Below are 25,915 nucleotides of genomic sequence, written 5' to 3' on the forward strand. Positions count from 1 at the left end.
ATCATGTCAATGAAAAGCCCGAGTGCAAGCCCTAAATGCCCGTTCTGGCGTTTTGCCGGGGCTTTTGCGGTCAATCCCGGAGGATTTCCGGGTGCAGCGTTGCCAATACCGAGAAAGCCGTGCAGCCGGCAAGGAGCGGCAGCCGCGTCAGCGGCAGGAAACGCCCCGGAAGGATCTCCGTCGTTTCCCCGTCCGGCGGCAGGCGCTCGGCAAAGGGCGGGGCGATGGGCCGCACGGCCCGGTGCAGCACGGCCTCGCTAACCGTCTCCATCCGGACAATCCCCGCGCCGCGCACCTCGATCAGCCCGGCGATGCTGGCGGGCGCCCGCGCAATGAGCCGGCCCTCTTCCTCACGGATGAGAACCTGGTCGTCGCTGACGAGCGCGGTGGACAGCCCCCGCCCGCGGGCCTCGTGAATGCATTGGAGGGCGGCCGCGCTCTTGCCCGCGCCCGAGGGGCCGACGAAGAGGAGCCCCGTCGCGCCGATCACGATGGCCGTTCCGTGCACGTTGACCGCGCCGCTCATTTCTTCGGGTCGGCGGGGAGAGAGAGGGTGAAACGGGCGCCGTGCTTTTCGCCGGTCGCCTTGTCGACGATGTTGTCGGCCTTCAGCGTGCCGCCGTGCGCCTCGGCGATCTGGCGGGAAATGGAGAGGCCGAGGCCGGAATTCTGGCCGAAGCCCTCGCTTGCCGGGCGGTCCGTGTAGAAGCGTTCGAAGATGCGGTCGATATCTTCTGCCTGGATACCGGGACCATTGTCCTCGACCTGGATGATGCAGCGGTCGTTCCGCCCGCGCGAAAGTCGCACGACGATGCGCCCGCCGGGATCCGGCACGAAGGAGCGCGCATTCTCGATGAGGTTCGTGACGATCTGGCCGATGCGCAGCTCGTAGCCGCTGACCTCGAAGCGCGCCTTCGGATTGTCCTTGCGGTCGACGACGAAGTCGAGCGTGACGGGTTTCTTGCGCGTATTGACCTGGCGGGAGATGTCGATGAGGTCGCCGAGCAGCTTTTCGAGGTCGATGCTGCGGGCGTCGCTGCGCGCCAGTTCCGCATCGAGCCGTGAGGCGTCGGAAATGTCGCTGATCAGGCGGTCGAGGCGGCGCACATCGTGCTGGATGATGTCCATCAGCCGCTTCTTCGAATCGTCCGTGCGGGCGAGCGGCAGCGTCTCGACGGCGCTGCGCAGAGAGGTCAGCGGGTTCTTGAGCTCGTGGCTGACATCGGCGGCGAAGCTCTCGATGGCGTCGATGCGGTCGTAGAGCGCCGTCGTCATCTGGCGCAGCGCGATGGAAAGATTGCCGATCTCGTCCTGGCGCACGGAGAAGTCGGGGATTTCCTCGCGCTCCTTCGCCCCGCGGCGGACGCGGATCGCCGCCGCCGAAAGCCGGCGCAGCGGATTGGCGATGGTGCTGGAGAGGAGCAGCGACAGGGCGATGTTGACGAGGCCGGCGACGCCGGCGACGCGCATGATGGCGAGGCGCTCGGCATGGACGATCTTGTCGATGTCGCCCGCCTGCGTCGAGAGCAGCAGCACGCCGAGCACCGCGCGAAAACGCTGCACCGGCACGGCGACCGAGACGATCAGCTCGCCCTTGTCGTTGACGCGCACGACGGCGCCGCGCACGCCGGTCAGCGCGTTCATCACTTCGGGATAGATCGAGCCGTCGCCGCCCGGCGCTTCCTTGTATTGCGGCAGGTTGCTCGGCTGGAGGATGCGGTTGAACCAGACATTGAGCTGATCGAGCAGGCTCGGGGTCTCCGGCTCCACGGGCGGCAGGTCGAAACGCAGCACCTGGCCCTGCGTATAGAGATGGCGCGAATCGAGCAGCAGGTTGGCGTCGGTGTCGTAGATGCGCGCGCGGGTGCGGGTCGGCGAGATCAGCCGCCGGAGGACCGGGGCGATGCGCTCGGGATTGATCGGGAATTCGAGGTCGTCGTCGCCCGGCAGGGGCGTGATGCTCTGGCCCGCCTGCAGTTCCAGCAGCTTTTCAGGGTCGATGGTGATCGAGTTGGTGTCGACCGTGGCGGAGGCGGAGATCGCGCCGGCGATGATCTCGCCCTGGGTCAGCAGGCTCTCGACGCGGGCGTCGATCAGGCCCTCGCGGAACTGGTTGAGATAGAGGATGCCCGCGACGAGCACGACCAGCGCGACGAGGTTGAAGAAGAGGATGCGCCGCGTGAGGCTCGAGAAGACGGCATTGCCGAAGATGCGGCGGGCCAGCGTGAAGGGATGGGTCCAGCGGCGTCCGGCGCGCGGCGCGGGCCGGCCTTCGGCGTCCTCTCCATCCCTTTCCAGCACGGTCTGCGACAAGCGGGTGATCCTTCATGCGGCGCAACGCCGCCAACCGCGGCATGCCATCGCTGCCGCGGTCGATGCAAGCAAAATCCGCCTCAGGCGGTTTCGCGGAAGCGGTAGCCGACGCCGTAGAGCGTTTCGATCATGTCGAAGTCGGTGTCGACCATCTTGAACTTCTTGCGAAGCCGCTTGATGTGGCTGTCGATGGTGCGGTCGTCGACATAGACCTGCTCGTCATAGGCGGCGTCCATCAGCGAATCGCGGCTCTTCACCACGCCGGGGCGCTGGGCGAGCGAATGCAGGATGAGGAATTCCGTGACGGTCAGCGTCACCGGCTCGCCCTTCCAGGTGCAGGTATGGCGCTCCTGGTCCATGACGAGCTGGCCGCGCTCCAGCGAGCGGGCCGTGATCTCGCCGGGCTTTGCGGTGCCGGCCGCACCCGCCGAGGCGGCCGCCTCGCGGCTCGAGGCACGGCGCAGGATCGCCTTGACGCGCTCCACCAGCAGACGCTGCGAGAACGGCTTGGTGATGAAGTCGTCCGCGCCCATCTTGAGGCCGAACAGCTCGTCGATCTCCTCGTCCTTGGAGGTGAGGAAGATGACGGGGATGTCCGACTTCTGGCGCAGGCGCCGCAGAAGCTCCATGCCGTCCATGCGCGGCATCTTGATGTCGAAGATCGCAAGCTGCGGCGGGCGGGCAAGAAGGCCGTCGAGCGCGGACGCGCCGTCCGTATAGGTCTCGACCTTGTAGCCTTCCGCCTCCAGGGCGATCGACACGGATGTGAGGATATTCCGGTCGTCGTCTACGAGTGCGATCGTCTGCATCCTGCTTGTCTCCATATTCATGGGCGCCTTTCCCGACCTCGGCCTGACCTCGGATCGAGTTCCTGTCCTGGACGAATGAAGCGCCTGTCTGGGGGTAAAGGTGGAACAAATTGTGGCAAAGATAAAGGGAGACGTTCCGGGCCGTATTTTCCACTCCTTTTTAAATCGATTATTCAAACGATTAAAAAAGTAGGACAAATATTTAAATCGATTAATAGTTTGATATTATTGCCTAATTTCGATTTCACTCTTGTTTTTGTGACAATCGCGGATTAGCTTCCCCGGAAATTCACCTGGCTCTTCGTCCACGGAGGAAATCTGGACCATGCAGGAACTCGGCGTTCGCAACCCCGCTCTGGGGCTCACCGCGATGGGTATCAACACCAGCGGCACGGTCCGGTACAACTTTGCAGCAGAGGCCCTTTATGAAGAGGCCCTCGGCCGCGGCGAAGCGGTCAGGACGGCCCATGGCGCCCTGCGCGCACTCACCGGCCAGCACACCGGCCGTTCGCCCAAGGACAAGTTCGTCGTGCGCGACGAAAACACCGAGGACGCCATCTGGTGGGACAACAACAAGGCCGTGTCGCGCGAGCACTTCGACGCGCTGCATGCCGACATGCTGGCCCATGCCGGCGGCCGCGATCTCTTCGTGCAGGATCTCATCGGCGGCGCCGATGCGGAATATGCCCTGCCGACCCGTGTCGTCACGGAACTCGCCTGGCATTCGCTGTTCATCCGCAACCTGCTCATCCGCCCGGAAGAGAAGGACCTTGCGGCCTTCGCGCCGAAGCTGACGATCATCGACCTGCCGACCTTCAAGGCCGATCCGGTCCGCCACGGCGCGCGCACCGAGACCATGATCGCCTGCGACCTGACGCGCGGCATCGTGCTGATCGCCGGCACCTACTATGCCGGCGAAATGAAAAAGTCGGTCTTCACCGTGCTCAACTGGCTGCTGCCGTCGGAAAAGGTCATGCCGATGCACTGCTCGGCCAATGTCGGCCCGGCTGGCGACGCTGCCGTGTTCTTCGGCCTGTCCGGCACCGGCAAGACGACGCTTTCCGCCGACCCGAACCGCACGCTGATCGGTGACGACGAGCACGGCTGGGGCGAAAACGGCATCTTCAACTTCGAAGGCGGCTGCTACGCCAAGACGATCCGCCTTTCGGCCGAGGCCGAGCCGGAAATCTACGCCACGACCCAGCGCTTCGGCACGGTTCTCGAAAACGTCGTGCTCGACGCCAACGGCGTTCCGGACTTCAACGACGGCTCGCTGACGGAAAATACCCGTTGCGCCTATCCGCTGCACTTCATCCCGAATGCCAGCGAGACCGGCCGCGCGCCGCATCCCAAGACGATCATCATGCTGACGGCCGATGCCTTCGGCGTGATGCCGCCGATCGCCAAGCTGACGCCCGACCAGGCCATGTACCACTTCCTCTCCGGCTACACCGCCAAGGTTGCCGGCACGGAGCGCGGCGTGACCGAGCCGGAAGCCACCTTCTCGACCTGCTTCGGCGCGCCCTTCATGCCGCGTCACCCGACGGTCTACGGCAACCTCCTGAAGGAGCTCATCGCCGAGCACGGCGTCGATTGCTGGCTGGTCAATACCGGCTGGACGGGCGGCGCTTACGGCGAAGGTCGCCGCATGCCGATCAAGGCGACCCGCACGCTTCTTGCCGCCGCCCTTGACGGCTCGCTGAAGAACGCGCTCTTCCGCCGCGACGACAATTTCGGCTTCCAGGTGCCGGTGTCGGTGCCGGATGTCGACACGAAGATCCTCGACCCGCGCTCGACCTGGGCGAACGGCGCCGCCTATGACAGGCAGGCCCGCAAGCTCGTCGACATGTTCATCGCGAACTTCGGGAAGTTCGAGGACCAGGTCGACGGCAGCGTTCGCGACGCGGCCCCGGGCTTGAAGGTTGCCGCCGAGTAAGGTCTCGGCGATGATTCACGTGAAACCCGGCCCGCAAGGCCGGGTTTTTCGTCTCTGCGGGCGGCTTCCCGTTCGCCCCGCCGCCCGCTACAACGGCCTGGAAAGGAACATCCATGGCCAGCGATCCCCTCTATATCAGCCGTTCGATCACGATTGCCGGTTGGGAACTGACCGAGCAGTTCGTGCTGGCCGGCGGTCCGGGCGGGCAGAACGTCAACAAGGTCTCGACGGCGGTCCAGCTCTTCTTCGACCTGCGCAACTCGCCCTCTCTGAGCGAGCGGGTGAAAGAGAATGCGGAAAAGCTCGCCGGCCGCAAGGTCTCCAAGGACGGCGTGCTGATGATCGAGGCCAACCGCTTCCGCAGCCAGGAACGCAACCGGGAGGATGCGCGCGAGCGGCTGAAGGAACTGATCCTCAAGGCCGCCGAACCGCCGCCTCCGCCGCGCCGCAAGACCAAGCCGACAAAGGGTTCGGTCGAACGCCGGCTCAAGGCGAAGTCCGGCCGGTCGGACGTGAAACGCATGCGGGCGAAGCCCTCGGGCGAATGATCGCCGCAACTTGGCCGTTTATGCGTGGGAAGGAAACGACGCCTTTCCTTTGCGGGCAAGGTCTGCTTAAGTCGGGAAAAACAGGAGGATGGACATGGGTCTCTTCAGCTTTATCAAGAACGCCGGCAAGAAGCTCGGGATCGGCGGCGACGACGAGGCGCCGGATGCCGAGGCGGTCAAGAAGGAACTGGAATCGCACGGCCTCGGCACCGATCAGGTGCAGGTCGAGGTGGTCGACGACAAGGTCGTGCTGAAGGGCAGCGTCGCGGACCAGACCGTCTTCGAAAAGGCGATCGTCGCCGTCGGCAACACGCTCGGCGTTTCCAAGGTCGATACCGAGGCGCTCGCCGTGGCGGCCGCTCCGGCCAAGGAGCCGGTCTTCTACACGGTGAAGAAGGGCGACAACCTCTGGAAGATCGCCGAGGCCCAGTACGGCAAGGGCAAGGGCGCCAAGCACACGGTGATCTTCGACGCCAACCGCCCGATGCTGTCCCATCCGGACAAGATCTATCCCGGCCAGGTGCTGCGCATTCCCGATCTCGCGGAAGCCTGAGCCGTGACGGCCGGGCGCGGCCTCGCTCCGGGGCTGCGCTATCTCCCCGACCATTTCGACCGGACGGCGCAGGAAGCGCTCGTCGCTGCCATCAGGCAGGTCGTCGCCGAGGCTCCGCTCTTCGTGCCGCGCATGCCGAAGACGGGAAAGCCGATGTCGGTCCGCATGACCAATTGCGGATCGCTCGGCTGGGTGACGGACAGGGAGCGCGGCTACCGCTACCAGTCCACGCATCCCGAGACCGGCCGTCCCTGGCCGGCCATTCCGGACATGCTTCTGGCCTTGTGGAACGAGGTTTCCGGCTTCTCCGGGCCGCCGGAAGCTTGCCTCGTCAATTTCTACGATCCGGATGCGAAGATGGGTCTGCACCAGGACCGCGACGAGAGCGACTTCTCCGCGCCGGTCGTCTCGGTCTCGCTCGGCGATGAATGCCTGTTCCGCGTCGGCGGCGTTTCCCGCAGCGATCCGACGCGCTCCTTCCGGCTGTCGAGCGGCGACGTCTTCGTCTTCGGCGGTGAGAGCCGGCTGATCTTCCACGGCGTCGACCGGATCTATCCGGGCACCTCCACGCTCCTGAAGAAGGATGGGCGCATCAACCTGACGCTTCGTCGCGTCAATCCATAGCCGGCTTACAATTTGCGCAGCGCAACCGTCTCGATGAGGTGGTTCCTGCCCTTCTGCAGGATCAGGTCGGCGCGCGGGCGCGTCGGCAGGATGTTCTGGTGCAGGTTCTTCAGATTGATGTTGCGCCAGAGGCCCTCGGCGATGGCCAGCGCCTCGTCCTCGCTGATCGTCGCATAGCGGTGGAAGTAGGAATCCGGGTTCTTGAAGGCCGTTTCGCGCAGGCGCATGAAGCGTTCCACATACCAGGCGTGGATCAGCTTCTCCTCCGCGTCGATATAGATGGAGAAGTCGAAGAAGTCCGAGACCATCGGCACGATCTTGCCGTCCGCCGGCAGGTTGCGCGACTGCAGCACGTTGATGCCCTCGAAGATCAGGATATCCGGCCGGTCGACGGTGCGGAAGCTGTTCGGCAGCACGTCATAGGTCAGATGCGAATACATCGGCGCCTTGACGTCCTTCTTGCCGGCCTTGATCGCCGAGAGGAAGCGCAGCAGCGCGCCGGTGTCGTAGCTCTCCGGAAAGCCCTTGCGGTCCATCATGTTCTCGCGCTGGAGAACGGCGTTCGGATAGAGGAAGCCGTCGGTCGTCACGAGATCGACCTTCGGACTGGACGGCCAGCGCGACAGGAGTTCCATCAGGATACGCGCGGTGGTCGACTTGCCGACCGCCACGGACCCGGCAATGCCGATGACGAAGGGGGTCTTGGCCTCGTCGGAGAGGCTGAGGAACTGCTTGCGCTGCTCGAAGAGCATCTGCGAGGATTCGACATGGGCCGACAGCAGGCGCGAGAGCGAGAGATAGATGCGCCGGACCTCGTCGAGGTCGATCGGGTCGCCGAGGGAGCGCAGGCGCTGGACCTCGTCGGCGGTCAGCGTCAGGGGCGTATCGGCCCGGAACCGCGCCCATTCCTCCGCCGGAAAGAAACGGTAGGGAGAATAGTCGCGGTTGCCGAAATCGTCCGGTATGTCCGCCTGGTCCTTGTCGCGCGCTGCCTGGATCATCAGCTCTTCCGGCTGGCCTTTTCCGCAAGGCCGGACTGGCCCGTGCGCCTCTCCAGCTCCCCCATGACATCTTGTAGCGGCACGCCGCCGATTTTCAATACGACCATGAGATGATAGAGCAAATCGGCCGTTTCGCTCGTCAATTCGGCCTTTTTGCCCTCGATGGCCGCGATGACGGTCTCGACCGCCTCTTCCCCGAGCTTTTTCGCCGCTTTCTGCTGCCCGGCCGCAACCAGCTTGGCCGTCCAGCTCTCCGACGGGTCGGCCGCGGCGCGCGCCGCGACGATGGCTTCGAGATCGGCAAGGGTGAAGGTGCTCATGAGATGCTCCTCAGTCGAGCCGCATGGCGATGCCATGCTCGGCCATGTAGCGCTTGGCCTCGCCCACCGTGTAGGTGCCGAAGTGGAAGATCGAGGCGGCGAGCACCGCCGTCGCATGGCCGTCACGCACGCCCTCGACGAGATGGTCGAGCGTGCCGACGCCACCGGACGCGATGACCGGCACGGAGACGCGGTCGGCAATCGTCCGTGTCAGCGCGATGTCGTAGCCGCCCTTCTGGCCGTCGCGGTCCATGGAGGTGAGCAGCAGCTCGCCCGCGCCGCGCTCCACCATCTTCTCGGCGAAGGCCACGGCGTCGATGCCGGTCGGCTTGCGGCCGCCATGGGTGAATATCTCCCAGCGGTCCTCTTCGCCTTCCGCCGAAACCTTCTTCGAATCGATGGAGACGACGATGCACTGGTTGCCGAACTTGTCGGCGGCTTCCGCCACGAAATCGGGATTGGAGACGGCGGCCGAATTGATCGACACCTTGTCCGCCCCGGCAAGCAGCAGCTTGCGGATATCGGCGACCGTGCGCACGCCCCCGCCGACCGTGAGCGGCATGAAGCAATGGTCGGCGGTGCGCGCCACGACGTCGAAGATCGTGTCGCGATTGTCGGAGGAGGCGGTGATGTCGAGGAAGCAGAGTTCGTCGGCCCCGGCCGCATCATAGGCCTTGGCCGATTCCACGGGATCGCCGGCATCGACGAGATTGACGAAGCTGACGCCCTTGACGACGCGGCCGTCCTTGACGTCGAGGCAGGGAATGACGCGCGCTTTCAGGGTCATGCGGCTTCTCCTCGTGCTTCGCGGATCAGCGCCAGGGCTTCCGCCGGATCGATGCGCCCGTCATAGAGCGCCCGGCCGGAGATCGCGCCTTCGAGCTTGCGGGCGTCAGCGGCGACGAGGCGGCTTATGTCGTCCATCGAGGCAAGGCCGCCGGAAGCGATGACGGGAATGGAGACGGCGTCGGCCAGTTCCAGCGTCGAGGCCCAGTTGATGCCCGCCAGAATGCCGTCGCGGTCGATGTCGGTATAGATAATCGCGGCGACGCCCGCGCCCTCGAACTTCTTTGCAAGCTCGATCACGCCGAGCTCGGAGGCTTCCGCCCAGCCCTCGACGGCCACCTTGCCGCCCTTGGCATCGATGCCGACCGCGACCTTGCCGGGGAATTGCTTGCAGGCCTCGATGACGAGCGCCGGATCGCGCACGGCGACGGTGCCGAGGATGACGCGCGAGAGACCGCGCGACAGCCAGCTTTCGATATGCTCCAGCGTGCGGATGCCGCCGCCGAGCTGCACCGGGTTCTTCGTCGCCTTCAGGATGGCGTCGACGGCCGCGCCGTTGACGCTTTCCCCCGCGAAGGCGCCGTTGAGGTCGACGACATGCAGCCATTCGAAGCCCTGGTCCTCGAAGGCTTTCGCCTGCGCGGCCGGGTCGGGATTGTAGACAGTGGCCTGGTCCATGTCGCCGAGCTTGAGGCGAACGCACTGGCCGTCTTTCAGGTCGATGGCGGGAAAGAGGATCATGTCAGGGTTTCCAGCGCAGAAAATTGGTGATGAGGGCGAGGCCGAGCGTCTGGCTCTTTTCCGGGTGGAACTGCGCGCCGGCCTTGTTGCCGTTAGCGACGAAGGCGGTCATCGGCCCGCCGTAATCGACGGTCGCGACCGCGTCTTCCCGGTTTTCCGTGGCAAGGTGGTAGGAATGCACGAAATAGGCGTGCAGCGTTTCCGGGATGCCATCGAAGAGCGGGTGAGGGTGCCTGCGGTCGAGCGTGTTCCAGCCGATCTGCGGGATCTTCAGCTCCGGATCGCCGGGCGTCATCTTCACGACGTCGCCCCTGATCCAGCCGAGGCCCTCGGTCACGGTTTTTTCCAGGCCGCGCGAGGACATGAGCTGCATGCCGACGCAGATGCCGAGGAAGGGGTGAGCCCTGTTCTCGACCACGTCGCGCAGCGCCTCCACCATGCCGGGCACGGCATCGAGCCCGCGGCGGCAATCGGCATAGGCGCCGACGCCGGGCAGCACGATGCGGTCGGCGGAGGCGACGCGCTCGGCCTTGTCGGTAAGGTCGATTTCCGCTTCGATGCCGGCTTCGCGCGCCGCCCGCTCGAAGGCCTTGGTGGCCGAGCGCAGGTTGCCCGAGCCGTAGTCGATGATCGCAACGCGCATGTCAGCGTCCTTCCTTGAAACCGACGAGGCCGAGCATGGGAGCGTGCCGGCGCGCGGAGGTTCCGGAGGCCGGCAGGGAAACGCTGTCGCGCGTCTCCGCCTCGCCGGCCGGGGTTTCCATGTAGTAGATCGCTTCGGCCGTTTCCCGGTCATCGGCGGAGATCGCCGTATCGACCGTCCAGCCGCGCCGTTCGAGGCCGGCGACGACCATGGAGGGGCCTTCGAGTGCGACGAGAAGGTTGGTCGCAAGGCAAAGGCCGAGGCCGGCAAGGCCGAAGACGGGATGATCGGCAACGGCCGAGCCGAGCGCCTGCACCGCGAAGGCGAGGGCGGCGGCGAGCCATGCCCTGTGCCAGAGCAGCCAGATCACCGGCAGGAAGAGCGCGAGCCAGGAGAAGCGGTCGCGGATGACGCGGGCCTTTTCATCGCCCTTTCGGGCACCCGGCGGTATCAGAACGAGGAACGTGGCCATGGGAGGCCTCCAACTGTGCCTTTGCTCAGGCCAGCGAACCCTTCGTCGAGGGAACGCGGCCCGCCTGGCGGGGATCGATCTCGGTCGCGGTGCGCAGCACGCGCGCGACGGCCTTGAAGCACGTCTCGGAGATATGATGGTTGTTCGCGCCGTAGATGTTCTGGATATGCAGCGTGATGCCGGCGTGCTGGGCAAGCGCGTTGAAGAATTCGCGCACCAGCTCGGTGTCGAAGGTGCCGATCTTCGGGGCGGAGAAATTCACGTTCCACACGAGGAAGGGACGGCCGGAGACGTCCACGGCGGCGCGCGTCATCGTCTCGTCCATGGCAAGGTCGAGCGAGGCGTAGCGCGTGATGCCGCGCCGGTCGCCGAGCGCCTTCGCGATGGCCTGGCCGATGGCGATGCCCGTGTCCTCGACCGTGTGATGGTCGTCGACATGCAGGTCCCCTTCGGTCTTGATCTCCATGTCGATGAGCGAATGGCGCGACAGCTGGTCGAGCATATGATCGAAGAAGCCCACGCCCGTCGAAATGGTCGACGTGCCGGTGCCGTCGATATCGACGGTGACCGAAACGGAGGTCTCGTTCGTCTTGCGCGAAACGCTGGCTGTGCGGCTCATGGGTTTCTCCGGTGATTTTACCGCCGCTCCTTAACAGGGCTGTCACGAAAACGCCAGTCTTTCACGGGCCTTCGGCGCAGGACGAAAGGCCCTCGCCATCACCCGCCGCTTGCTCCGTTTGCAATTGCCGAGCCGCTGCTTACATAGATGACAACGAAGCCGCCTCGTCGGCGGTGCCCCGCCCGGTATCCGGGCCCGAAAGGTCCATCCATGAGTGAACACGACCCCTACGCTTCCATGCACGCCACGACGATCATCACCGTCCGCAAGGACGGCAAGGTGGTGATGGCGGGCGACGGCCAGGTGAGCCTTGGCCAGACTGTCATGAAGGGCAATGCGCGCAAGGTGCGCCGGCTTGCCAAGGGTGACGTCATTGCCGGTTTCGCCGGCGCGACCGCCGACGCCTTCACGCTGCTTGAGCGGCTCGAAGCCAAGCTCGAACAGTACCCCGACCAGCTGATGCGCGCCGCCGTGGAGCTTGCCAAGGATTGGCGCACCGATCGCTACCTGCGCCGTCTCGAAGCCATGATGCTGGTCGCCGACAAGTCCGTTACGCTGGCGCTGACCGGCAATGGCGACGTGCTGGAGCCGGAACACGGCACGATGGCGATCGGCTCGGGCGGCAACTATGCCTATGCAGCCGCCCGCGCGCTGATGGACACCGACAAGTCGGCCGAGGAGATCGCGCGCCGCGCCATGCAGATCGCCGGCGATATCTGCGTCTACACCAACCACAATGTCGTGGTGGAAACGCTGGATGCCGACCGCTGACCTCTACGCCTTCCGGCCGGTGACGGCGGACGACCTGCCGATGCTGGAACGCTGGCTGAACGCGCCGCATGTCCGGCGCTGGTGGGGCGAGCCGGCGAAAGAAGTCGCCGGCATTGCCGAGGATTTCGACGATCCGGCAATGGCGTCCTTCATCGTTCTCCATGCCGGGACGCCCTTCGCCTACCTGCAATCCTACCGGATCGCGGCCGATGATTTCTCCTTCGGCGACCGGCCCGAGCAAACTATCGGCATCGACCAGTTCATCGGCCTTGCCGATATGGTCGGCATCGGCCACGGCCCGACAATGATCGACGCCTTCGCGGCCAAGGTCTTCGACGAGGGTGTGGAGCGGATCGTGCTCGATCCCCACCCGGACAATGCGCATGCCATCCGGGCCTATGAAAAGGCCGGATTCCATGCTTTCGATCAACGCATGACTGAGGACGGCCCGGCGCTGATGATGGCCCGGGACCGTTGCTAGAAACGGAAAAGCCCATGTCCAATTTTTCGCCCCGCGAGATCGTTTCCGAACTCGACCGTTTCATTATCGGCCAGCACGACGCCAAGCGCGCCGTGGCCATCGCGCTGCGCAACCGCTGGCGCCGCCACCAGCTCGAGCCTGATCTGCGCGACGAGGTCATGCCGAAGAACATCCTGATGATCGGCCCGACCGGCGTCGGCAAGACGGAGATTTCCCGTCGCCTCGCAAAACTCGCCGGCGCACCCTTCGTCAAGGTCGAGGCCACCAAGTTCACCGAGGTCGGCTATGTCGGCCGCGATGTCGAGCAGATCGTGCGCGACCTCGTGGAGGTCGGCATCGGCCTGGTGCGCGAGAAGAAGCGCGCCGAGGTGACGGCCAAGGCCCATATGAATGCCGAGGAACGGGTGCTCGACGCCCTCGTCGGCGCGACCGCCTCGCCGGCGACGCGCGACTCGTTCCGTAAAAAGCTGCGCAACAACGAGCTGGATGACAAGGAGATCGAGATCGACATCGCCGATACCGGCGGCATGCCCGGCGGCTTCGAGATCCCCGGCATGCCGGGGGCCAATATCGGCGTGCTGAACCTGTCCGAAATGTTCGGCAAGGCGATGGGCGGGCGCACCAAGAAGGTCAAGACGACGGTCAAGGACTCGTACAAGGTCCTGATCGACGACGAATCCGACAAGCTGCTCGACAACGAGCAGATCCAGCGCGAGGCCATCCGCTCGGCGGAGAACGATGGCATCGTCTTCATCGACGAGATCGACAAGATCGCCGCGCGCGACGGCGGCATGGGCGCGGGCGTCTCCCGCGAGGGCGTGCAGCGCGACTTGCTGCCGCTCGTCGAAGGCACGACGGTCGCCACGAAATACGGGCCGGTGAAAACGGATCATATCCTCTTCATCGCCTCCGGCGCGTTCCACGTCTCCAAGCCATCGGACCTGCTGCCGGAGCTTCAGGGCCGCCTGCCGATCCGCGTCGAGCTGCGCGCCCTCACCAAGGAGGACTTCCGCCGCATCCTTACGGAAACGGAGGCAAGCCTCATCCGCCAGTACAAGGCGCTGATGCAGACCGAAGACGTCACGCTCGATTTCACCGAGGACGGCATCGATGCGCTGGCGGACGTCGCCGTGCAGCTCAACGCCAGCGTCGAGAATATCGGCGCGCGGCGTCTCCAGACGGTGATGGAACGGGTGCTCGACGAGATCTCCTTCGAAGCGCCGGACAAGGGCGGCAACAGCCTCGTCATCGACGCCGACTATGTGCGCAAGCATGTCGGCACGCTGGCGGCCAATACGGACCTGTCGCGCTACATCCTGTGACGTTTCGGCACCGGTGATCCATTAGCGGGTCGCCGGTGCCGCATTTTTGAAGGCGGGACCTCTCGACAGAAGGGGCGCTCCCGCCTTACGCCTTTGCCGCGCTTGGCATCATTCCGACATGTTCGTCGTGCATCGGTCGCCGCCATCCGCCGACAGATTTGACCAGACGGGAAACGGAATCGTGCGACAGTTCTTGCCTGTGCTTGCCCTTGCAGCCGCCCTTTTTGTCCAGAGCCAGACGACGGCGCTGGCCATCGACGTGGTGCCGCCCGGCAACCGCAATGCCGAGCAGCCCGCTATTCCGGGCGCCTCCACGCGCCGCACCAAGGCCGGCAAGACCTCCTTCGACGCGAAATACGAGAAGGTGCGCGACCTCATCGCCAACGACCGCCAGCTCACCGGCAAGATCAAGTCGACCGCCGCGAAATACGGCATCGACCCGATCCACATGGTCGGCGCCATCGTCGGCGAGCATACCTATAATGTCGATGCCTATGACCGGCTGCAGAGCTACTATGTGAAGGCCGCGTCCTATACCGGCAACTTCCGCTTCGCCTATGACGGCGAGACGGTCGGCGACTTCATCGCCCGGCCGGAATTTTCGCAATGCGCGTCGAAGAAGGGCTCCTACGCACTGTGGACCTGCCGCGAGGGCGTCTGGAACAAGACCTTCAAGGGCCGGACGGTCGGTGGCACGTCCTATCCGAACAACCGTTTCAGCGCGGTGTTCTTCCAGCCCTTCTATGCCGGCCAGACCTTCGGCCTCGGCCAGATCAACCCGCTGACGGCGCTGACGCTCACCGACGACGTCGCCCGCATCTCCGGTTATGACAGGCTCGACGAGAACGACGCGGCCGGGGTCTATCAGGCGATCATGGATCCGGACACCTCGCTCGCCTACATGGCCGCCGCGATCCGCCGCTCGATCGACGCCTACAGGAAGACCGCCGGCGTCGACATCTCGAAGAATCCCGGCCTGACGGCGACGCTCTACAATATCGGCAATCCCGATGCCCGCGCCGCGGCCTTCGCCGCGCGCCGCGCGGCCGGCGAGGCGACCTGGCCGGAAGAGAACTATTACGGCTGGCTGATCAACGACAAGCTGGCGGAACTGCGCGGCCTGCTCTAGCTTTCCGCAGGTCCGGCCGGAAGGGCGCTACGCGCTTTTGCGGGGGCCTGCCCTGATTTCTGCCTCGCTCTCGGCCCACACTCCGGGCAAGCCGATTGAAGGAAGAAGACGATGGACATGCGTCCCGAGCCGTTCGAACCGCCCGCGCCCGTTCCCCGAACGGTGCCGCCCTCGAAGATCGAGATCATCCGGACCGTCTTCCGCAACCCGCTGGAACTGTGGGGCGTGCCCTCCTATACGCTGCCCTGGATCATGACGAGCTTCTTCGGCGAGAAGACGCTGATCGTCAACGATCCCGGCCTTATCAAACATCTCCTCGTCGACAACGCCGCCAATTACAGGATGGCGACGGTTCGCCAGCTCGTGCTGCGCCCGATCCTGCGCGACGGGCTGCTGACGGCCGAGGGCGCGGTCTGGCGCCGCTCGCGCAAGGCCGTCGCGCCGATCTTCACGCCGCGCCACGCCAGGGGCTTTGCCACGCAGATGCTGGCGCAGTCGGAGCTTTACGCGCAGAAATACGAGGGCGCGGACGGCGCGGTCTTCGATATCGGCAACGACATGACGGAGCTTGCCTTCGCCGTGCTTTCCGACACGCTGTTCTCCGGCGAGATCGTCACCTCCTCGGACAATTTCGCCGACGATGTGGACGACCTTCTCCATTCCATGGGCCGCGTCGACCCGATGGATCTGTTGCGCGCGCCGTCATGGGTGCCGCGGGTGACGCGGATCGGCGGCCTGAAGGTGCTCGGCAAGTTCCGCCGCATCGTGCGCGACACGATGGAGCTGCGCCTGAAGCGCATGGCGGCGGACGGCGAGACGGTGCCGAGCGATTTCCTGACGCTGCTGCTGCGCGCGGCGGGACCGGAGGGCCTGACCATGGAGGAGGTGGAGGACAATATCCTCACCTTCATCGGCGCCGGCCACGAGACGACGGCCCGGGCGCTCGCCTGGACGCTCTACTGCCTCGCCAATTCCCCGCATGTGCGCGACGCGATGGAGGAGGAGATCGACCGTGTCGTGGCAAGCGGCGCCGATCCCGTCGACTGGCTGGAGCGGATGCCCTGGACCCGCGCCGCCTTCGAGGAGGCGATGCGGCTCTACCCGCCCGCGCCCTCGATCAACCGCGAGGCGATCGCCGACGACGTGTGGACGAGCCCCTCCGGCGAGACGGTGGAGATTCCCAAGGGCGTCACCATCCTCGTCATGCCCTGGACGCTGCACCGCCACGAGCTGCTCTGGCAGAAGCCGCGCGCCTACATGCCCGAGCGCTTCCTGCCGGAGAACCGCGAGGCGATCCACCGCTTCCAGTATCTCCCCTTCGGCGCCGGGCCGCGCATCTGCATCGGCGCGACCTTCGCCATGCAGGAGGCGATCATCGCGCTCGGTGTGCTGATGCACCGCTTCCGCTTCGACATGACGGCGCAGACGAAGCCCTGGCCGGTGCAGCGCCTGACGACGCAGCCGGCTAACGGGCTGGCGTTGAGGGTGACGGCTCGTCAGAGCGCTTCTTCGCCTTCTTGATCGTCTTGATCGAGGCGCAGGTCGCCTCCGGGTTCTTGCAGGGCTGGTAGACGACGATCTCGCTGCCGCTGCCGTCGTCCCAGACGGCCTGCACGGCGATGGTCTCGGCCTCGCCGGGCTTGAGGTTCAGATAGAGCCAGTTTTGGCTGTCGTCCGACGGCAGGTTGAAGGGCAGCTCCGGATCGCATTCCGCCATCGGGAAGGTTTTGTCGAGCGCGTCGGAATTGATCGAGTAGCGCACTTCCTTCAGCCGGCAATGCATGGACTGCAAGGCCGTGAAATAGATGAGCTGCTGGCCGGCGAATTCGCGGAACTGCACCCAGCCTGTCTGCTTGTTGGCGTCCAGCATCGCCTTGTAGATCGCGACATCGGGGATCTGAGCTTGGTACTGGCCCTCGTCCTCCTCCTGCGCGCCCACCGGCAGGCTGCCGGCAAGAAGAAGGGTGGCGGCGAGAAGAAGGCTTGCCGAAAGTGGCTTCCGGCCCGAAGGGCGATGCGGCGGGGAAAGGGCGATCACGGGCGGTTCCTCGTTCTTCGGCATGGGCGCGACATAACACCATTGCGGCCCTGTTTTGAAAAGGTTTCCGGCCGTTTCCGCAACTGTCCCGCGGCGGCAAAAATATGATTTTATCCGGAGCGGAATAAATTCTTTATGCTGTTGCCGAATTGACTATGAATGAAAGCTCCTGAAAGTGACACCATTCGGGATACTCCCCCTTCGTCCCGTCATTCGGAGTTTTTCAGATGTCTTTTACCGAAAAAGCCGGTCTTTCGATCGACAGCGCGCTTTATGATTTCCTCGTCGACGAGGCCCTGCCGGGTACGGGCGTGGACGCCGAGCGCTACTTCGCCGACTTCTCCGCCATCGTGCACGACCTCGCGCCGGAAAACCGCGCGCTGCTGAAGACGCGCGATGCGCTGCAGGAAAAGCTCGATGCCTGGTACCGCGAAAACGGCGCGCCGAGCGACATGGCCGCCTACGAGGCCTTCCTGCGCGAGATCGGCTATCTGCTGCCCGAGGGCGGCGCGTTCAAGGTAACGACGGAAAATGTCGATCCGGAGATCGCGAGCCTTGCCGGCCCGCAGCTCGTCGTACCCGTCATGAACGCACGCTATGCGCTGAACGCCGCCAATGCGCGCTGGGGCTCGCTCTATGACGCGCTCTACGGCACGGACGCGATCCCGGAGACGGACGGTGCGGAAAAGGGCAAGGGCTACAATCCGGTGCGCGGCGCGAAGGTCATCGCCTGGGCGCGCGGCTTCCTCGACGACAGCGCGCCGCTTGCCGGCGCCTCCTGGCGCGATGCGGCGGGCTTTGCGGTCGAGGGCGGCAAGCTCGTCGTCGTGCTGACGGGCGGCGGCAAGGCGGGTCTTGCGGACGGGAACAAGTTCGCCGGCTATGTCGGCGATGCCTCCGCCCCGACCCATGTCCTCCTGAGCAACAACGGCCTGCATATCGACATCGGCATCGACGCCTCCACGCCGACCGGCAAGGACGATGCGGCGCATATCGCCGACGTCGTCATCGAATCGGCGCTGACCACGATCATGGACTGCGAGGATTCCATCGCCGCCGTCGATGCCGAGGACAAGGTCGTCGTCTATCGCAACTGGCTGGGCCTGATGAAGGGCGATCTTTCCGAAGAGGTCGTCAAGGGCGGCAAGACCTTCACCCGCCGGCTCAATCCCGACCGCGTCTATACCGCGCCCGACGGCTCCACCCTGACGCTGCCCGGCCGTTCGCTGATGCTGGTGCGCAATGTCGGTCATCTCATGACCAATCCGGCGATCCGCGACCGCGACGGCAACGAGGTGCCGGAAGGCATCATGGACGCCATGGTCACCGCGCTGATCGCGCTCTACGACGTCGGTCCGAACGGCCGCCGTCAGAATTCGCGCGCCGGCTCGATGTATGTCGTCAAGCCGAAGATGCACGGGCCGGAAGAGGTCGCCTTCGCCTCGAAGCTCTTCGCCCGCGTCGAAGCCGCCGTCGGCATGGCCCCGAACACGATGAAGATGGGCATCATGGACGAGGAGCGCCGCACGACGGTCAACCTCAAGGAGGCGATCCGCGCCGCCAAGGACCGCGTCGTCTTCATCAATACCGGCTTCCTCGACCGCACCGGCGACGAGATCCATACCTCGATGGAAGCGGGCCCGATGATCCGCAAGGGCGACATGAAGCAGGCCGCCTGGATCGGCGCCTACGAAAACTGGAACGTCGATATCGGCCTCGAATGCGGCCTGTCCGGCCATGCGCAGATCGGCAAGGGCATGTGGGCCATGCCGGACCTGATGGCGGCGATGCTGGAGCAGAAGATCGCCCATCCGAAGGCCGGCGCCAACACCGCCTGGGTTCCCTCGCCGACGGCCGCGACGCTCCATGCGACGCACTACCACAAGGTCAATGTCGCCGATGTGCAGGCTTCGCTGCATTCGCGTCCGCGTGCAAAGCTCTCCGATATCCTCTCCGTCCCGGTCGCGGTTCGTCCGAACTGGACGCCGGAGGAAATTCAGCGCGAGCTCGACAACAATGCCCAGGGCATCCTCGGCTATGTCGTGCGCTGGATCGACCAGGGCGTCGGCTGCTCCAAGGTGCCGGACATCAACAATGTCGGCCTGATGGAAGACCGCGCCACGCTGCGCATCTCCGCCCAACACATGGCGAACTGGCTGCATCACGGCGTCGTCACGGAAGCGCAGATCCTCGAGACGATGAAGCGCATGGCCGCGGTCGTCGACGGACAGAATGCCGGCGACCCGCTCTACCGCCCGATGGCCGGCCATTTCGACACCTCGATCGCCTTCAAGGCCGCGCTCGACCTCGTCCTGAAGGGCCGCGAGCAGCCGAACGGCTATACCGAGCCGGTCCTCCATCGCCGTCGGCTGGAGCTGAAGGCTGCGAACGCCTGAAAATGGGACGGCGGGGAAGTTCCCTGCCGCTTCGCCCCTCATCCCGCTGCCGCGACCTTCTCCCCGCAAGCGGGGAGAAGGCGAAGGAGGCAAAGGCTTCCCGTAATGCGGAAAACGGCGCGGCATATCCCTTCTCCCCGCTTGCGGGGAGAAGGTGCCAGCAGGCGGATGAGGGGCAACGCCGCAAAGAAAAAGGCCGCCGGTCATCCCGGCGGCCTTTTGCATGAATGCGGTGTCCTGCGCTTACTGCTGGACGACGACGCGGGCGCTGTGGCCGGGGCGGACGCGCTTGTAGAGGTCGATGATGTCCTGGTTCATCAGGCGGATGCAGCCTGACGAGGCGGCGGTGCCGATGGAGGCCCATTCCGGCGTGCCGTGCAGGCGGAACAGCGTGTCCTGGCCCTTCTCGTTGAAGAGGTAGAGCGCGCGGGCGCCGAGCGGGTTCTTCAGGCCCGGACCCATGCCGTCCTTGACGTAGCGGGCGACGTCGGGCTTGCGGTCCGCCATTTCCTTCGGCGGATGCCAGGTCGGCCATTCCTGCTTCCAGGCGACATAGGCCTCGCCCTGCCAGGCAAAGCCCTGCTTGCCGACGCCGATGCCGTAGCGAACGGCCTTGCCGCCCGGCAGCACGTAGTAGAGGAAGCGGTTCGGCGTGTTGACGATGATCGTGCCCGGCTTCTCGCCGGTGGCGTAATCGACGATCTGGCGGTGGAACTTGGTGTTCACCTTGTTGATCGGAATCGCCGGCAGGGCGTAGCCGTTGTCCTCAACAGGGCCATAATCCGATGTGAAGATGGCATTCGTCGCCACCTTTTCGCCCGGCGCGGAGTCGGACGGGGCGGTGGAGCAACCAGCGAGGGTGACGGCCGCTGCCAGGCCGCACAGAAGGAGGGCATTGCGGAAGCGCATGTGATTCTCTTAGGATCAGGAATTAAGAAGTTCCGAGACGCAGAACTTTTATCGACTATGGTTTATTTTCGATTAAACCGGTCAATGCAAGTCTGTGCGGCATGGTGCGGGCTCGCGCGCAAGCAAAAAACCGGAGAAGTGTTTTTTTGCAACAACAATGCCGGTCGACTGCCGCTTTCGCTGGCCCCGGCTCCTTGCCAAGCACGCCTTCACGCGCCGTTCAACGGTCATTCCGCCGGCTGACCCGTCATCGCACAGGAACCGTTTCGCGCGGTTAACGAAGCCTTGCTGCATGATCCGGCGGCGGCCCCCTCTTAACTTTTTCAGGCCGGGCGATTCGCGCTAGACTGCGATTCGCCGAGGAACCCCATGACGATCGTTTCGCTGCACAACGACAATCCGCTGCTCGACGGCCGCCAGTCGGACCGCGCCATGATGGTGCGCCGGGGCGTCCAGCGCATGCTGATGGACATGCGCCATGCGGTCCTGCCCGAGCTGACGCTGGCGAGCGGCCGGCGCGCCGACCTCATCAGCCTGTCCGACAAGGGCGAGATCTGGATCATCGAGATCAAGACGTCGATCGAGGATTTTCGCGTCGACCGCAAATGGCCGGATTACCGCCGCCATTGCGACCGGCTGTTCTTCGCCACCCACAAGGACGTGCCGCTCGATATCTTCCCGGAGGAGTGCGGCCTCATTCTTTCCGACGGCTACGGCGCGCATATGCTGCGCGAGGCGCCGGAGCACAGGCTCTCCGCCCCGACGCGCAAGGCCGTGACCTTCGCCTTCGCCCGCGTCGCCGCGGGCCGGCTGCTTCTTGCGGAATTCTCCATGGATGCCCGGCGGGACGGGCCGGACATTTCGGCCATCGTCTCCGGACGCCGGGACGAGCCGGCCTGATTACTTCGGCGCGCGCTTGGCGAGGATGCGCTGGAGCGTGCGGCGGTGCATGTTGAGGCGGCGGGCCGTTTCGGAGACGTTGCGGTCGCACATCTCGTAGACGCGCTGGATATGCTCCCAGCGCACGCGGTCGGCCGACATCGGGTTTTCCGGCAGCTCGACCTTTTCGCCCGGGCGCTGCGTCAGTGCGGCGAAGATGTCGTCGGCGTCGGCGGGCTTGGCGAGATAGTCGACCGCGCCGAGCTTCACCGCGTTCACGGCCGTCGCGATATTGCCGTAGCCGGTCAGCATGATGATGCGCGTGTCGTCGCGGCGCTGGCGAATGGCGGCGATGACGTCGAGGCCGCTGCCGTCACCGAGGCGAAGGTCGACGACCGCGTATTTCGGCGGGCTCGTCTTGGCCTTGGCGATGCCCTCGGCCACCGATTCGGCGGTATCGACGGCAAAGCCGCGCGTTTCCATGGCGCGGGCGAGCCGGCGCAGGAACGGCGCGTCGTCATCGACCAGGAGGAGCGAGGGATCGGGGCCGATATCGTCGGCTGCGGTCTGCGGTTCGGTGTTTTCTGCCATTTTCGTCTTCCGTGGCCGATTTTCGTCCATTCTTGATCGCGGTCAGCTTATCACCTGTAAGATGGTGCGGGTAAAGTCATTTCGCACCCTTCGCCTCCATCCGCGCCCGCGGCCAATCGACCGAGACGCGCGCGCCCGGCCGGTCGCCCGTGCGGTTGCCGAAGGTGAGCCTCGCGCCCGAGCGCTCCAGCAGCGTCTTGGCGATGAAGAGCCCGAGCCCCAGCCCGCCCGCCCGCTCGTCCTTCTGCCGCTTGGTGACATAGGGGTCGCCGATGCGCTGGAGGATATCCGCCGCATAGCCGTCGCCGTCGTCCTCGATGACGATCGTCACCCGTTCCGGCGTATGGCTGACCGTGACGGTGACCTCCTCGCGGGCGTGGTCGACGGCGTTTTCGAGGAGATTGCCGAGGCCGTAGAGAATGCCGGGATTGCGGTTGCCGACCGGCTCGCTTTCCCGCTCGCCGTTCTCGACGAGATTGAGCCTGATGCCGAATTCGCGGTGCGGCGCCAGCACCTCCTCCATGAGGGAGGAGAGCGGCAGAACGCGCATATGCGCCTCGTCCTCGGTGGAAAGCGTCGTCAGCCGGCGCAGGATGTCGCGGCAGCGCTCGCTCTGGCTGCGCAGGAGCTGCACGTCTTCCCTGAAGCGGTCGTCGGTGCCGAGCTCCCGTTCCATCTCGCGGGCCACCACGCTGATCGTGGCGAGCGGCGTGCCGAGTTCGTGGGCCGCCGCCGCCGCCAGTCCGTCGAGCTGGGAAAGGTGCTTTTCGCGCTGGAGGATGAGTTCCGTCGCCGCCAGCGCATCGGAAAGCTCGCCCGCCTCGCGCGATACCCGGTAGGAGTAGAAGGCCGCGAAAGCGGTGGTCGAGACGATGGCGAACCAGAAGCCGGCCGTCAGCACCGGCGGCACGACCAGCAGCGTGCCCGGATACCAGGGCAGCGGGAAGGGCGTGAAGGCGAGCGCCGTGATGCCGGCGACGGCGAGCCCGCCAAGCGTCAGGCTGAAGCGCACCGGCTGCAGCGAGGAGGAGATGATGACCGGCACGCAGACGAGTGGCGCGAAGGGGTTGGCAAGGCCGCCCGTGATGAAGAGCAGTGCCGTCAGCTGGCAAAGGTCGAAGGCGAGCAGCAGGAAGGCGGACGGCGGCGTCAGGCGATGGGCCGGCGCAAAGCGCACGGCCAGGAAGAAGTTCACCGCCGCCAGCAGAGCGATCAGCACGAGGGCCGGCAGCAGCGGCAGCGGGAATTTCAGCCACAGCGCGATGACGACGACGCTGATCGTCTGGCCCGCCACCGCCAGCCAGCGCAGGCGAATGAGCGTTTCGAGGCGAAGTCGCCGGCCGGAGCCCTCGAAATCGATATCCTGATAGCCTGTCATGCTTCGTCTCCTTTGAATATCGGCGATCCTCAAGTGCCGCGCGGCTTGGCGCGCGTCGTCGGCATGGCCTCGGCCGGATCCTCCGGCCAGGGATGTTTCGGATAGCGCCCGCGCATGTCCGCCCTGACGTCCCGCCAGGAACCGGCCCAGAAGCCGGGCAGGTCCCGCGTCGTCTGGATCGGGCGGTGCGCCGGCGATTGCAGCTCCAGCAGCAGCGGCAGCCGCCCGCCGGCGACGGCCGGGTGCTGCTTCAAGCCGAACAGTTCCTGCACGCGTATCGCCAGCACCGGCTCCGCGCCGTCATAGCGGATCGGATGGCGCTGGCCGGTCGGCGCCTCGAAATGCGTGGGCGCGAGCCGTGCAAGGTCGCGCTGCACCTCATAGGGCACCAGCGCCAGCAGCCCTTCCTGCAGGCTGCCCGAGGATATGTCGTCGATGCCGCGCGTCGTCTCCTGGAAGGGAACGAACCAGTCGTCGAGCCGCGCAAGCAACGCCTCGTCGCTCGTGTCCGGCCAGGCCTCGCCGATGGAACGGTGAAGGAAGCCGATCCGGTCGCGCAATTGCGCCGCCTCGCGGGAAAAGGGCAGGGCCTGCAGGCCGAGCTGGCGCACTCCTTCGGCAAGCGCCTGCGCCGCCTTCGGCCCGCCCGGCCGCGGAAGCGGCGCTTCCTCGAGGATCATCGCGCCGAGCCGCACGACCCGCCGCGCCCGCACCTGCCGGCTCGCCCGGTTGAAGACGCATTGGTCCTCGCGCACAATCTTATCGGCAAGTTCCGCCTCGACGGTGGATCGGTCGATTTCCGCCGCCGCGAGAATGCGCTGCCGACCTGCCTGCCCGGTAAGGTCGGCGACGACGATCATCTCCGCGCCCGCCAGCCGTTCGGTTTCCGGCAACTCGCCGCCGCGCCCGTTCGCCATGACGAATCGCCCGCGCCCGCCGCGCTGCAGGGCGACGCGATCGGGAAAGGCGTGCAGCAGCAGCGCGCCCGGCGTGCTCGCGGCGGGGGAGGCGGCCTTGCCGAAACCATCCGCCATGCGCTGCGCCAATCGCTTCGCCGCTTCGGCCCGCTCGCCACGCTCATTGGCGAAGCGACGCAGGCGTTCTTCTATATCCACTGCCGAGCCGCCGAGACCCTGTTCGGTGAGCAGCACGGCGAGCCGCGCGGCTGCCGCCTGCTGGCCATCGCCGGCAGCGTGGAGGATCATCGCGGCCAGCCGCGGCGGCAAGGCCAGCTCGCGAATGCGCTTGCCTGCCGGGGTGAGCGCACCCGCCTCATCCAGCGCGCCGAGCAGGCGAAGCAGGTTGCGTGCCTCCTCCACCGCCGCTGCCGGCGGCTGGTCGACGAGCCGGAGGTCAGCCGGATCGGTCACACCCCAATGGGCAAGATCGAGCATGAAGGAGGAAAGGTCGCTGGACAGGATCTGCGGCGGCGTGAAGGCGGGCAGCGCCGCCATCTGGCCGGCATGCCAGAGCCGGATCGCGATGCCCGGTTCCGTTCGCCCGGCGCGGCCGGCGCGCTGGTCGGCCGAGGCGCGCGAGACGCGTACGGTCTCCAGCCGCGTGATGCCGGTCGCCGCCTCGAAGACCGGCAGGCGCTGCAGGCCGCTGTCGATGACGATGCGCACGCCGTCGATGGTGATGGAGGTTTCGGCAATGGAAGTCGCCAGCACGATTTTCCGCGTACCGGCGGGCGCAGGGCGGATCGCGGCGTCCTGTTCCTTCTGGCTGAGATTGCCGTAGAGCGGCACGATCGCCGTCTCCGGGCCGAACCGGCCCTCCAGCCGCTCGGCAGTTCGGGTGATCTCGGCCTGCCCGGGCAGGAAGGCGAGGATCGACCCGCTTTCGCTGCGATGCGCCTCTATGATAGCGCGTGCCATGCCGTCTTCTATACGCTCGCCTGCCGGGCGGTCCTGATAGCGCATATCCACCGGGAAGCTCCGCCCCTCGCTGACGATGGCCGGTGGATTGTCGAGCAGCGCCGAGACCCGTTCCACATCGAGCGTCGCCGACATGACGAGCAGGCGAAGATCGTCCCGCAGCGCCGCCTGCACGTCCAGCGCCAGCGCAAGACCGAAATCGGCATCCAGTGAGCGCTCGTGGAATTCGTCGAAGAGCACGGCGGCAACGCCGGCCAGTTCCGGATCGTCGAGGATCATCCGCGCGAAGACGCCTTCCGTCACGACTTCTATACGGGTCTTCGCCGAGACGCGGTTGTCGAGGCGCATGCGGTAGCCGACCGTCTCGCCCACCTTTTCGCCCAGCAGCTCCGCCATGCGGCCCGCCGCCGCCCGGGCGGCAAGCCGCCGCGGCTCGAGAAGGATGAGCTTCCCGTCACCCCGCCAGGTGGCGTCGAGCAGGAAGAGCGGCACCAGCGTCGTCTTGCCCGCGCCGGGCGGCGCGGAAAGCACCACGCGCGTGCCCACATGAAGCGCTTCGCCCAGGGAAGGGAGAACCTCCGAAACGGGCAGGCGCGGCAGGCGGTCTATAAGAGATACCGTCATTGCATGCATCGATCGGTGAGGAAGGTGCCTTCTGCAAGGCTGGACATGGATTTCTCCGCTTCTGTTTCCTCCGCCTGAATAGCCGGCTCCGATAGCCGAGAGAAGGGGCGGAGGGTCGCTATGCGGCGGTGAGGACACGTAAAACGATCCGAACG

Annotated in this window: 26 protein-coding genes; 11 read left to right on the forward strand and 15 right to left on the reverse strand. The window is 65.7% G+C overall.

Annotation, left to right across the window (positions count from 1 at the left end):
- Positions 1–70: 70 nt before the first annotated feature.
- From ShzoTeo12_RS16110 to ShzoTeo12_RS16120, 3 genes are all read right to left on the reverse strand, one after another.
- Positions 71–526 carry an HPr kinase/phosphorylase gene (locus ShzoTeo12_RS16110; RefSeq protein WP_318910398.1) on the reverse strand — a complete coding sequence of 152 codons (456 nt, stop codon included), beginning with the start codon at positions 524–526 and terminating at the stop codon, positions 71–73.
- Positions 523–2,301, reverse strand: a complete 1,779-nt coding sequence (locus ShzoTeo12_RS16115; protein ID WP_119258025.1) for a sensor histidine kinase — start codon at positions 2,299–2,301, stop codon at positions 523–525. The genes ShzoTeo12_RS16110 and ShzoTeo12_RS16115 overlap by 4 nt, the downstream gene beginning before the upstream one ends.
- A 92-nt stretch (positions 2,302–2,393) precedes the next feature.
- The gene (locus ShzoTeo12_RS16120) at positions 2,394–3,122 is read right to left on the reverse strand and encodes a response regulator transcription factor (RefSeq protein WP_119258026.1); all 729 of its coding nucleotides are present in this window, start codon (positions 3,120–3,122) and stop codon (positions 2,394–2,396) included.
- A gap of 325 nt (positions 3,123–3,447) precedes the next feature.
- On the opposite strand from ShzoTeo12_RS16120, the gene ShzoTeo12_RS16125 reads away from it, so the two are divergent.
- The 4 genes from ShzoTeo12_RS16125 (at position 3,448) to ShzoTeo12_RS16140 (ending at position 6,783) form a co-directional block, all read left to right on the forward strand.
- Complete coding sequence (locus tag ShzoTeo12_RS16125; protein ID WP_318910399.1) at positions 3,448–5,058, forward strand: phosphoenolpyruvate carboxykinase; 1,611 nt, start codon at positions 3,448–3,450, stop codon at positions 5,056–5,058.
- Positions 5,059–5,171: 113 nt separating this feature from the next.
- Entirely contained in the window at positions 5,172–5,606 is a 435-nt protein-coding gene (arfB, locus tag ShzoTeo12_RS16130) for an alternative ribosome rescue aminoacyl-tRNA hydrolase ArfB (protein WP_313195282.1), read from the forward strand.
- 94 nt (positions 5,607–5,700) lie between these two features.
- A complete protein-coding gene (gene lysM / locus ShzoTeo12_RS16135) occupies positions 5,701–6,159 on the forward strand; it encodes a peptidoglycan-binding protein LysM (protein ID WP_119258027.1) in 459 nt (152 codons plus the stop codon).
- Between the two features lie 3 nt (positions 6,160–6,162).
- Positions 6,163–6,783, forward strand: a complete 621-nt coding sequence (locus tag ShzoTeo12_RS16140) for an alpha-ketoglutarate-dependent dioxygenase AlkB (protein ID WP_318910401.1) — start codon at positions 6,163–6,165, stop codon at positions 6,781–6,783.
- Positions 6,784–6,788: 5 nt separating this feature from the next.
- Here the strand turns inward: ShzoTeo12_RS16140 and coaA are convergent, their stop codons facing one another.
- The 7 genes from coaA to hisB are packed head-to-tail and all read right to left on the reverse strand — an operon-like array spanning position 6,789 to position 11,365.
- Positions 6,789–7,784, reverse strand: coding sequence for a type I pantothenate kinase (coaA, locus tag ShzoTeo12_RS16145; protein WP_313195279.1), 996 nt, complete (start codon positions 7,782–7,784; stop codon positions 6,789–6,791).
- On the reverse strand, positions 7,784–8,104 hold the full coding sequence (locus ShzoTeo12_RS16150; RefSeq protein ID WP_119257985.1) for a phosphoribosyl-ATP diphosphatase: 321 nt from the start codon (positions 8,102–8,104) through the stop codon (positions 7,784–7,786). Before ShzoTeo12_RS16150 ends, coaA begins: the two co-directional genes overlap by 1 nt.
- A gap of 10 nt (positions 8,105–8,114) precedes the next feature.
- The gene (gene hisF, locus ShzoTeo12_RS16155; RefSeq protein ID WP_318910403.1) at positions 8,115–8,891 is read right to left on the reverse strand and encodes an imidazole glycerol phosphate synthase subunit HisF; all 777 of its coding nucleotides are present in this window, start codon (positions 8,889–8,891) and stop codon (positions 8,115–8,117) included.
- The gene (gene hisA / locus ShzoTeo12_RS16160; protein ID WP_318910404.1) at positions 8,888–9,631 is read right to left on the reverse strand and encodes a 1-(5-phosphoribosyl)-5-[(5-phosphoribosylamino)methylideneamino]imidazole-4-carboxamide isomerase; all 744 of its coding nucleotides are present in this window, start codon (positions 9,629–9,631) and stop codon (positions 8,888–8,890) included. Before hisA ends, hisF begins: the two co-directional genes overlap by 4 nt.
- A 1-nt stretch (position 9,632) precedes the next feature.
- On the reverse strand, positions 9,633–10,274 hold the full coding sequence (hisH, locus tag ShzoTeo12_RS16165) for an imidazole glycerol phosphate synthase subunit HisH (RefSeq protein ID WP_318910405.1): 642 nt from the start codon (positions 10,272–10,274) through the stop codon (positions 9,633–9,635).
- Position 10,275: 1 nt separating this feature from the next.
- On the reverse strand, positions 10,276–10,746 hold the full coding sequence (locus tag ShzoTeo12_RS16170; RefSeq protein ID WP_318910407.1) for a DUF2628 domain-containing protein: 471 nt from the start codon (positions 10,744–10,746) through the stop codon (positions 10,276–10,278).
- 25 nt (positions 10,747–10,771) lie between these two features.
- A complete protein-coding gene (hisB, locus tag ShzoTeo12_RS16175; RefSeq protein ID WP_119257990.1) occupies positions 10,772–11,365 on the reverse strand; it encodes an imidazoleglycerol-phosphate dehydratase HisB in 594 nt (197 codons plus the stop codon).
- Between the two features lie 210 nt (positions 11,366–11,575).
- On the opposite strand from hisB, the gene hslV reads away from it, so the two are divergent.
- The 5 genes from hslV (at position 11,576) to ShzoTeo12_RS16200 (ending at position 16,589) form a co-directional block, all read left to right on the forward strand.
- On the forward strand, positions 11,576–12,136 hold the full coding sequence (gene hslV, locus ShzoTeo12_RS16180; RefSeq protein ID WP_119257991.1) for an ATP-dependent protease subunit HslV: 561 nt from the start codon (positions 11,576–11,578) through the stop codon (positions 12,134–12,136).
- The gene (locus tag ShzoTeo12_RS16185) at positions 12,123–12,617 is read left to right on the forward strand and encodes a GNAT family N-acetyltransferase (RefSeq protein ID WP_318910410.1); all 495 of its coding nucleotides are present in this window, start codon (positions 12,123–12,125) and stop codon (positions 12,615–12,617) included. Before hslV ends, ShzoTeo12_RS16185 begins: the two co-directional genes overlap by 14 nt.
- Positions 12,618–12,631: 14 nt before the next feature.
- Complete coding sequence (gene hslU / locus ShzoTeo12_RS16190; RefSeq protein ID WP_318910412.1) at positions 12,632–13,939, forward strand: ATP-dependent protease ATPase subunit HslU; 1,308 nt, start codon at positions 12,632–12,634, stop codon at positions 13,937–13,939.
- A 181-nt stretch (positions 13,940–14,120) separates the two neighbouring features.
- Complete coding sequence (locus ShzoTeo12_RS16195; protein ID WP_318910413.1) at positions 14,121–15,068, forward strand: DUF1402 family protein; 948 nt, start codon at positions 14,121–14,123, stop codon at positions 15,066–15,068.
- Positions 15,069–15,179: 111 nt separating this feature from the next.
- Positions 15,180–16,589 carry a cytochrome P450 gene (locus ShzoTeo12_RS16200; RefSeq protein WP_318910415.1) on the forward strand — a complete coding sequence of 470 codons (1,410 nt, stop codon included), beginning with the start codon at positions 15,180–15,182 and terminating at the stop codon, positions 16,587–16,589.
- Here ShzoTeo12_RS16200 and ShzoTeo12_RS16205 read toward each other — a convergent pair.
- On the reverse strand, positions 16,534–17,106 hold the full coding sequence (locus ShzoTeo12_RS16205; protein WP_318910417.1) for a hypothetical protein: 573 nt from the start codon (positions 17,104–17,106) through the stop codon (positions 16,534–16,536). The genes ShzoTeo12_RS16200 and ShzoTeo12_RS16205 overlap by 56 nt on opposite strands.
- 227 nt (positions 17,107–17,333) lie before the next feature.
- On the opposite strand from ShzoTeo12_RS16205, the gene ShzoTeo12_RS16210 reads away from it, so the two are divergent.
- Positions 17,334–19,502, forward strand: coding sequence for a malate synthase G (locus ShzoTeo12_RS16210; RefSeq protein ID WP_318910418.1), 2,169 nt, complete (start codon positions 17,334–17,336; stop codon positions 19,500–19,502).
- 243 nt (positions 19,503–19,745) lie between these two features.
- On the opposite strand, the gene ShzoTeo12_RS16215 is transcribed toward ShzoTeo12_RS16210, so the two are convergent.
- The gene (locus ShzoTeo12_RS16215) at positions 19,746–20,411 is read right to left on the reverse strand and encodes a L,D-transpeptidase (protein WP_318910419.1); all 666 of its coding nucleotides are present in this window, start codon (positions 20,409–20,411) and stop codon (positions 19,746–19,748) included.
- A 369-nt stretch (positions 20,412–20,780) separates the two neighbouring features.
- On the opposite strand from ShzoTeo12_RS16215, the gene ShzoTeo12_RS16220 reads away from it, so the two are divergent.
- The gene (locus ShzoTeo12_RS16220) at positions 20,781–21,311 is read left to right on the forward strand and encodes an MmcB family DNA repair protein (RefSeq protein ID WP_119257999.1); all 531 of its coding nucleotides are present in this window, start codon (positions 20,781–20,783) and stop codon (positions 21,309–21,311) included.
- Here the strand turns inward: ShzoTeo12_RS16220 and ShzoTeo12_RS16225 are convergent, their stop codons facing one another.
- The 3 genes from ShzoTeo12_RS16225 to hrpB all read right to left on the reverse strand — a co-directional run bounded on the left by ShzoTeo12_RS16225 (position 21,312) and on the right by hrpB (position 25,760).
- Positions 21,312–21,881 (reverse strand): ActR/PrrA/RegA family redox response regulator transcription factor, encoded by a 570-nt coding sequence (locus ShzoTeo12_RS16225; RefSeq protein ID WP_119258000.1) that lies wholly within the window; start codon positions 21,879–21,881, stop codon positions 21,312–21,314.
- Between the two features lie 76 nt (positions 21,882–21,957).
- Positions 21,958–23,259, reverse strand: coding sequence for an ActS/PrrB/RegB family redox-sensitive histidine kinase (locus tag ShzoTeo12_RS16230; protein ID WP_119258001.1), 1,302 nt, complete (start codon positions 23,257–23,259; stop codon positions 21,958–21,960).
- Between the two features lie 29 nt (positions 23,260–23,288).
- A complete protein-coding gene (hrpB, locus tag ShzoTeo12_RS16235) occupies positions 23,289–25,760 on the reverse strand; it encodes an ATP-dependent helicase HrpB (protein ID WP_318910420.1) in 2,472 nt (823 codons plus the stop codon).
- Between the last annotated feature and the right edge of the window lie 155 nt (positions 25,761–25,915).

This window comes from Shinella zoogloeoides (assembly GCF_033705735.1).
Taxonomy (GTDB): Bacteria; Pseudomonadota; Alphaproteobacteria; order Rhizobiales; family Rhizobiaceae; genus Shinella; species Shinella zoogloeoides_A.

Excerpts from the sequence above, each read along its gene's own strand:
- ShzoTeo12_RS16110 (WP_318910398.1), bottom strand. The coding sequence starts at position 526 with ATGAGCGGCGCGGTCAACGTGCACGGAACGGCCATCGTGATCGGCGCG.
- ShzoTeo12_RS16120 (WP_119258026.1), bottom strand. The coding sequence starts at position 3,122 with ATGCAGACGATCGCACTCGTAGACGACGACCGGAATATCCTCACATCC.
- ShzoTeo12_RS16125 (WP_318910399.1), top strand. The coding sequence starts at position 3,448 with ATGCAGGAACTCGGCGTTCGCAACCCCGCTCTGGGGCTCACCGCGATG.
- arfB (WP_313195282.1), top strand. The coding sequence starts at position 5,172 with ATGGCCAGCGATCCCCTCTATATCAGCCGTTCGATCACGATTGCCGGT.
- lysM (WP_119258027.1), top strand. The coding sequence starts at position 5,701 with ATGGGTCTCTTCAGCTTTATCAAGAACGCCGGCAAGAAGCTCGGGATC.
- coaA (WP_313195279.1), bottom strand. The coding sequence starts at position 7,784 with ATGATCCAGGCAGCGCGCGACAAGGACCAGGCGGACATACCGGACGAT.
- ShzoTeo12_RS16150 (WP_119257985.1), bottom strand. The coding sequence starts at position 8,104 with ATGAGCACCTTCACCCTTGCCGATCTCGAAGCCATCGTCGCGGCGCGC.
- hisF (WP_318910403.1), bottom strand. The coding sequence starts at position 8,891 with ATGACCCTGAAAGCGCGCGTCATTCCCTGCCTCGACGTCAAGGACGGC.
- hisA (WP_318910404.1), bottom strand. The coding sequence starts at position 9,631 with ATGATCCTCTTTCCCGCCATCGACCTGAAAGACGGCCAGTGCGTTCGC.
- hisH (WP_318910405.1), bottom strand. The coding sequence starts at position 10,274 with ATGCGCGTTGCGATCATCGACTACGGCTCGGGCAACCTGCGCTCGGCC.
- ShzoTeo12_RS16170 (WP_318910407.1), bottom strand. The coding sequence starts at position 10,746 with ATGGCCACGTTCCTCGTTCTGATACCGCCGGGTGCCCGAAAGGGCGAT.
- hisB (WP_119257990.1), bottom strand. The coding sequence starts at position 11,365 with ATGAGCCGCACAGCCAGCGTTTCGCGCAAGACGAACGAGACCTCCGTT.
- hslV (WP_119257991.1), top strand. The coding sequence starts at position 11,576 with ATGAGTGAACACGACCCCTACGCTTCCATGCACGCCACGACGATCATC.
- ShzoTeo12_RS16185 (WP_318910410.1), top strand. The coding sequence starts at position 12,123 with ATGCCGACCGCTGACCTCTACGCCTTCCGGCCGGTGACGGCGGACGAC.
- hslU (WP_318910412.1), top strand. The coding sequence starts at position 12,632 with ATGTCCAATTTTTCGCCCCGCGAGATCGTTTCCGAACTCGACCGTTTC.
- ShzoTeo12_RS16200 (WP_318910415.1), top strand. The coding sequence starts at position 15,180 with ATGGACATGCGTCCCGAGCCGTTCGAACCGCCCGCGCCCGTTCCCCGA.
- ShzoTeo12_RS16210 (WP_318910418.1), top strand. The coding sequence starts at position 17,334 with ATGTCTTTTACCGAAAAAGCCGGTCTTTCGATCGACAGCGCGCTTTAT.
- ShzoTeo12_RS16215 (WP_318910419.1), bottom strand. The coding sequence starts at position 20,411 with ATGCGCTTCCGCAATGCCCTCCTTCTGTGCGGCCTGGCAGCGGCCGTC.
- ShzoTeo12_RS16220 (WP_119257999.1), top strand. The coding sequence starts at position 20,781 with ATGACGATCGTTTCGCTGCACAACGACAATCCGCTGCTCGACGGCCGC.
- ShzoTeo12_RS16225 (WP_119258000.1), bottom strand. The coding sequence starts at position 21,881 with ATGGCAGAAAACACCGAACCGCAGACCGCAGCCGACGATATCGGCCCC.
- ShzoTeo12_RS16230 (WP_119258001.1), bottom strand. The coding sequence starts at position 23,259 with ATGACAGGCTATCAGGATATCGATTTCGAGGGCTCCGGCCGGCGACTT.
- hrpB (WP_318910420.1), bottom strand. The coding sequence starts at position 25,760 with ATGACGGTATCTCTTATAGACCGCCTGCCGCGCCTGCCCGTTTCGGAG.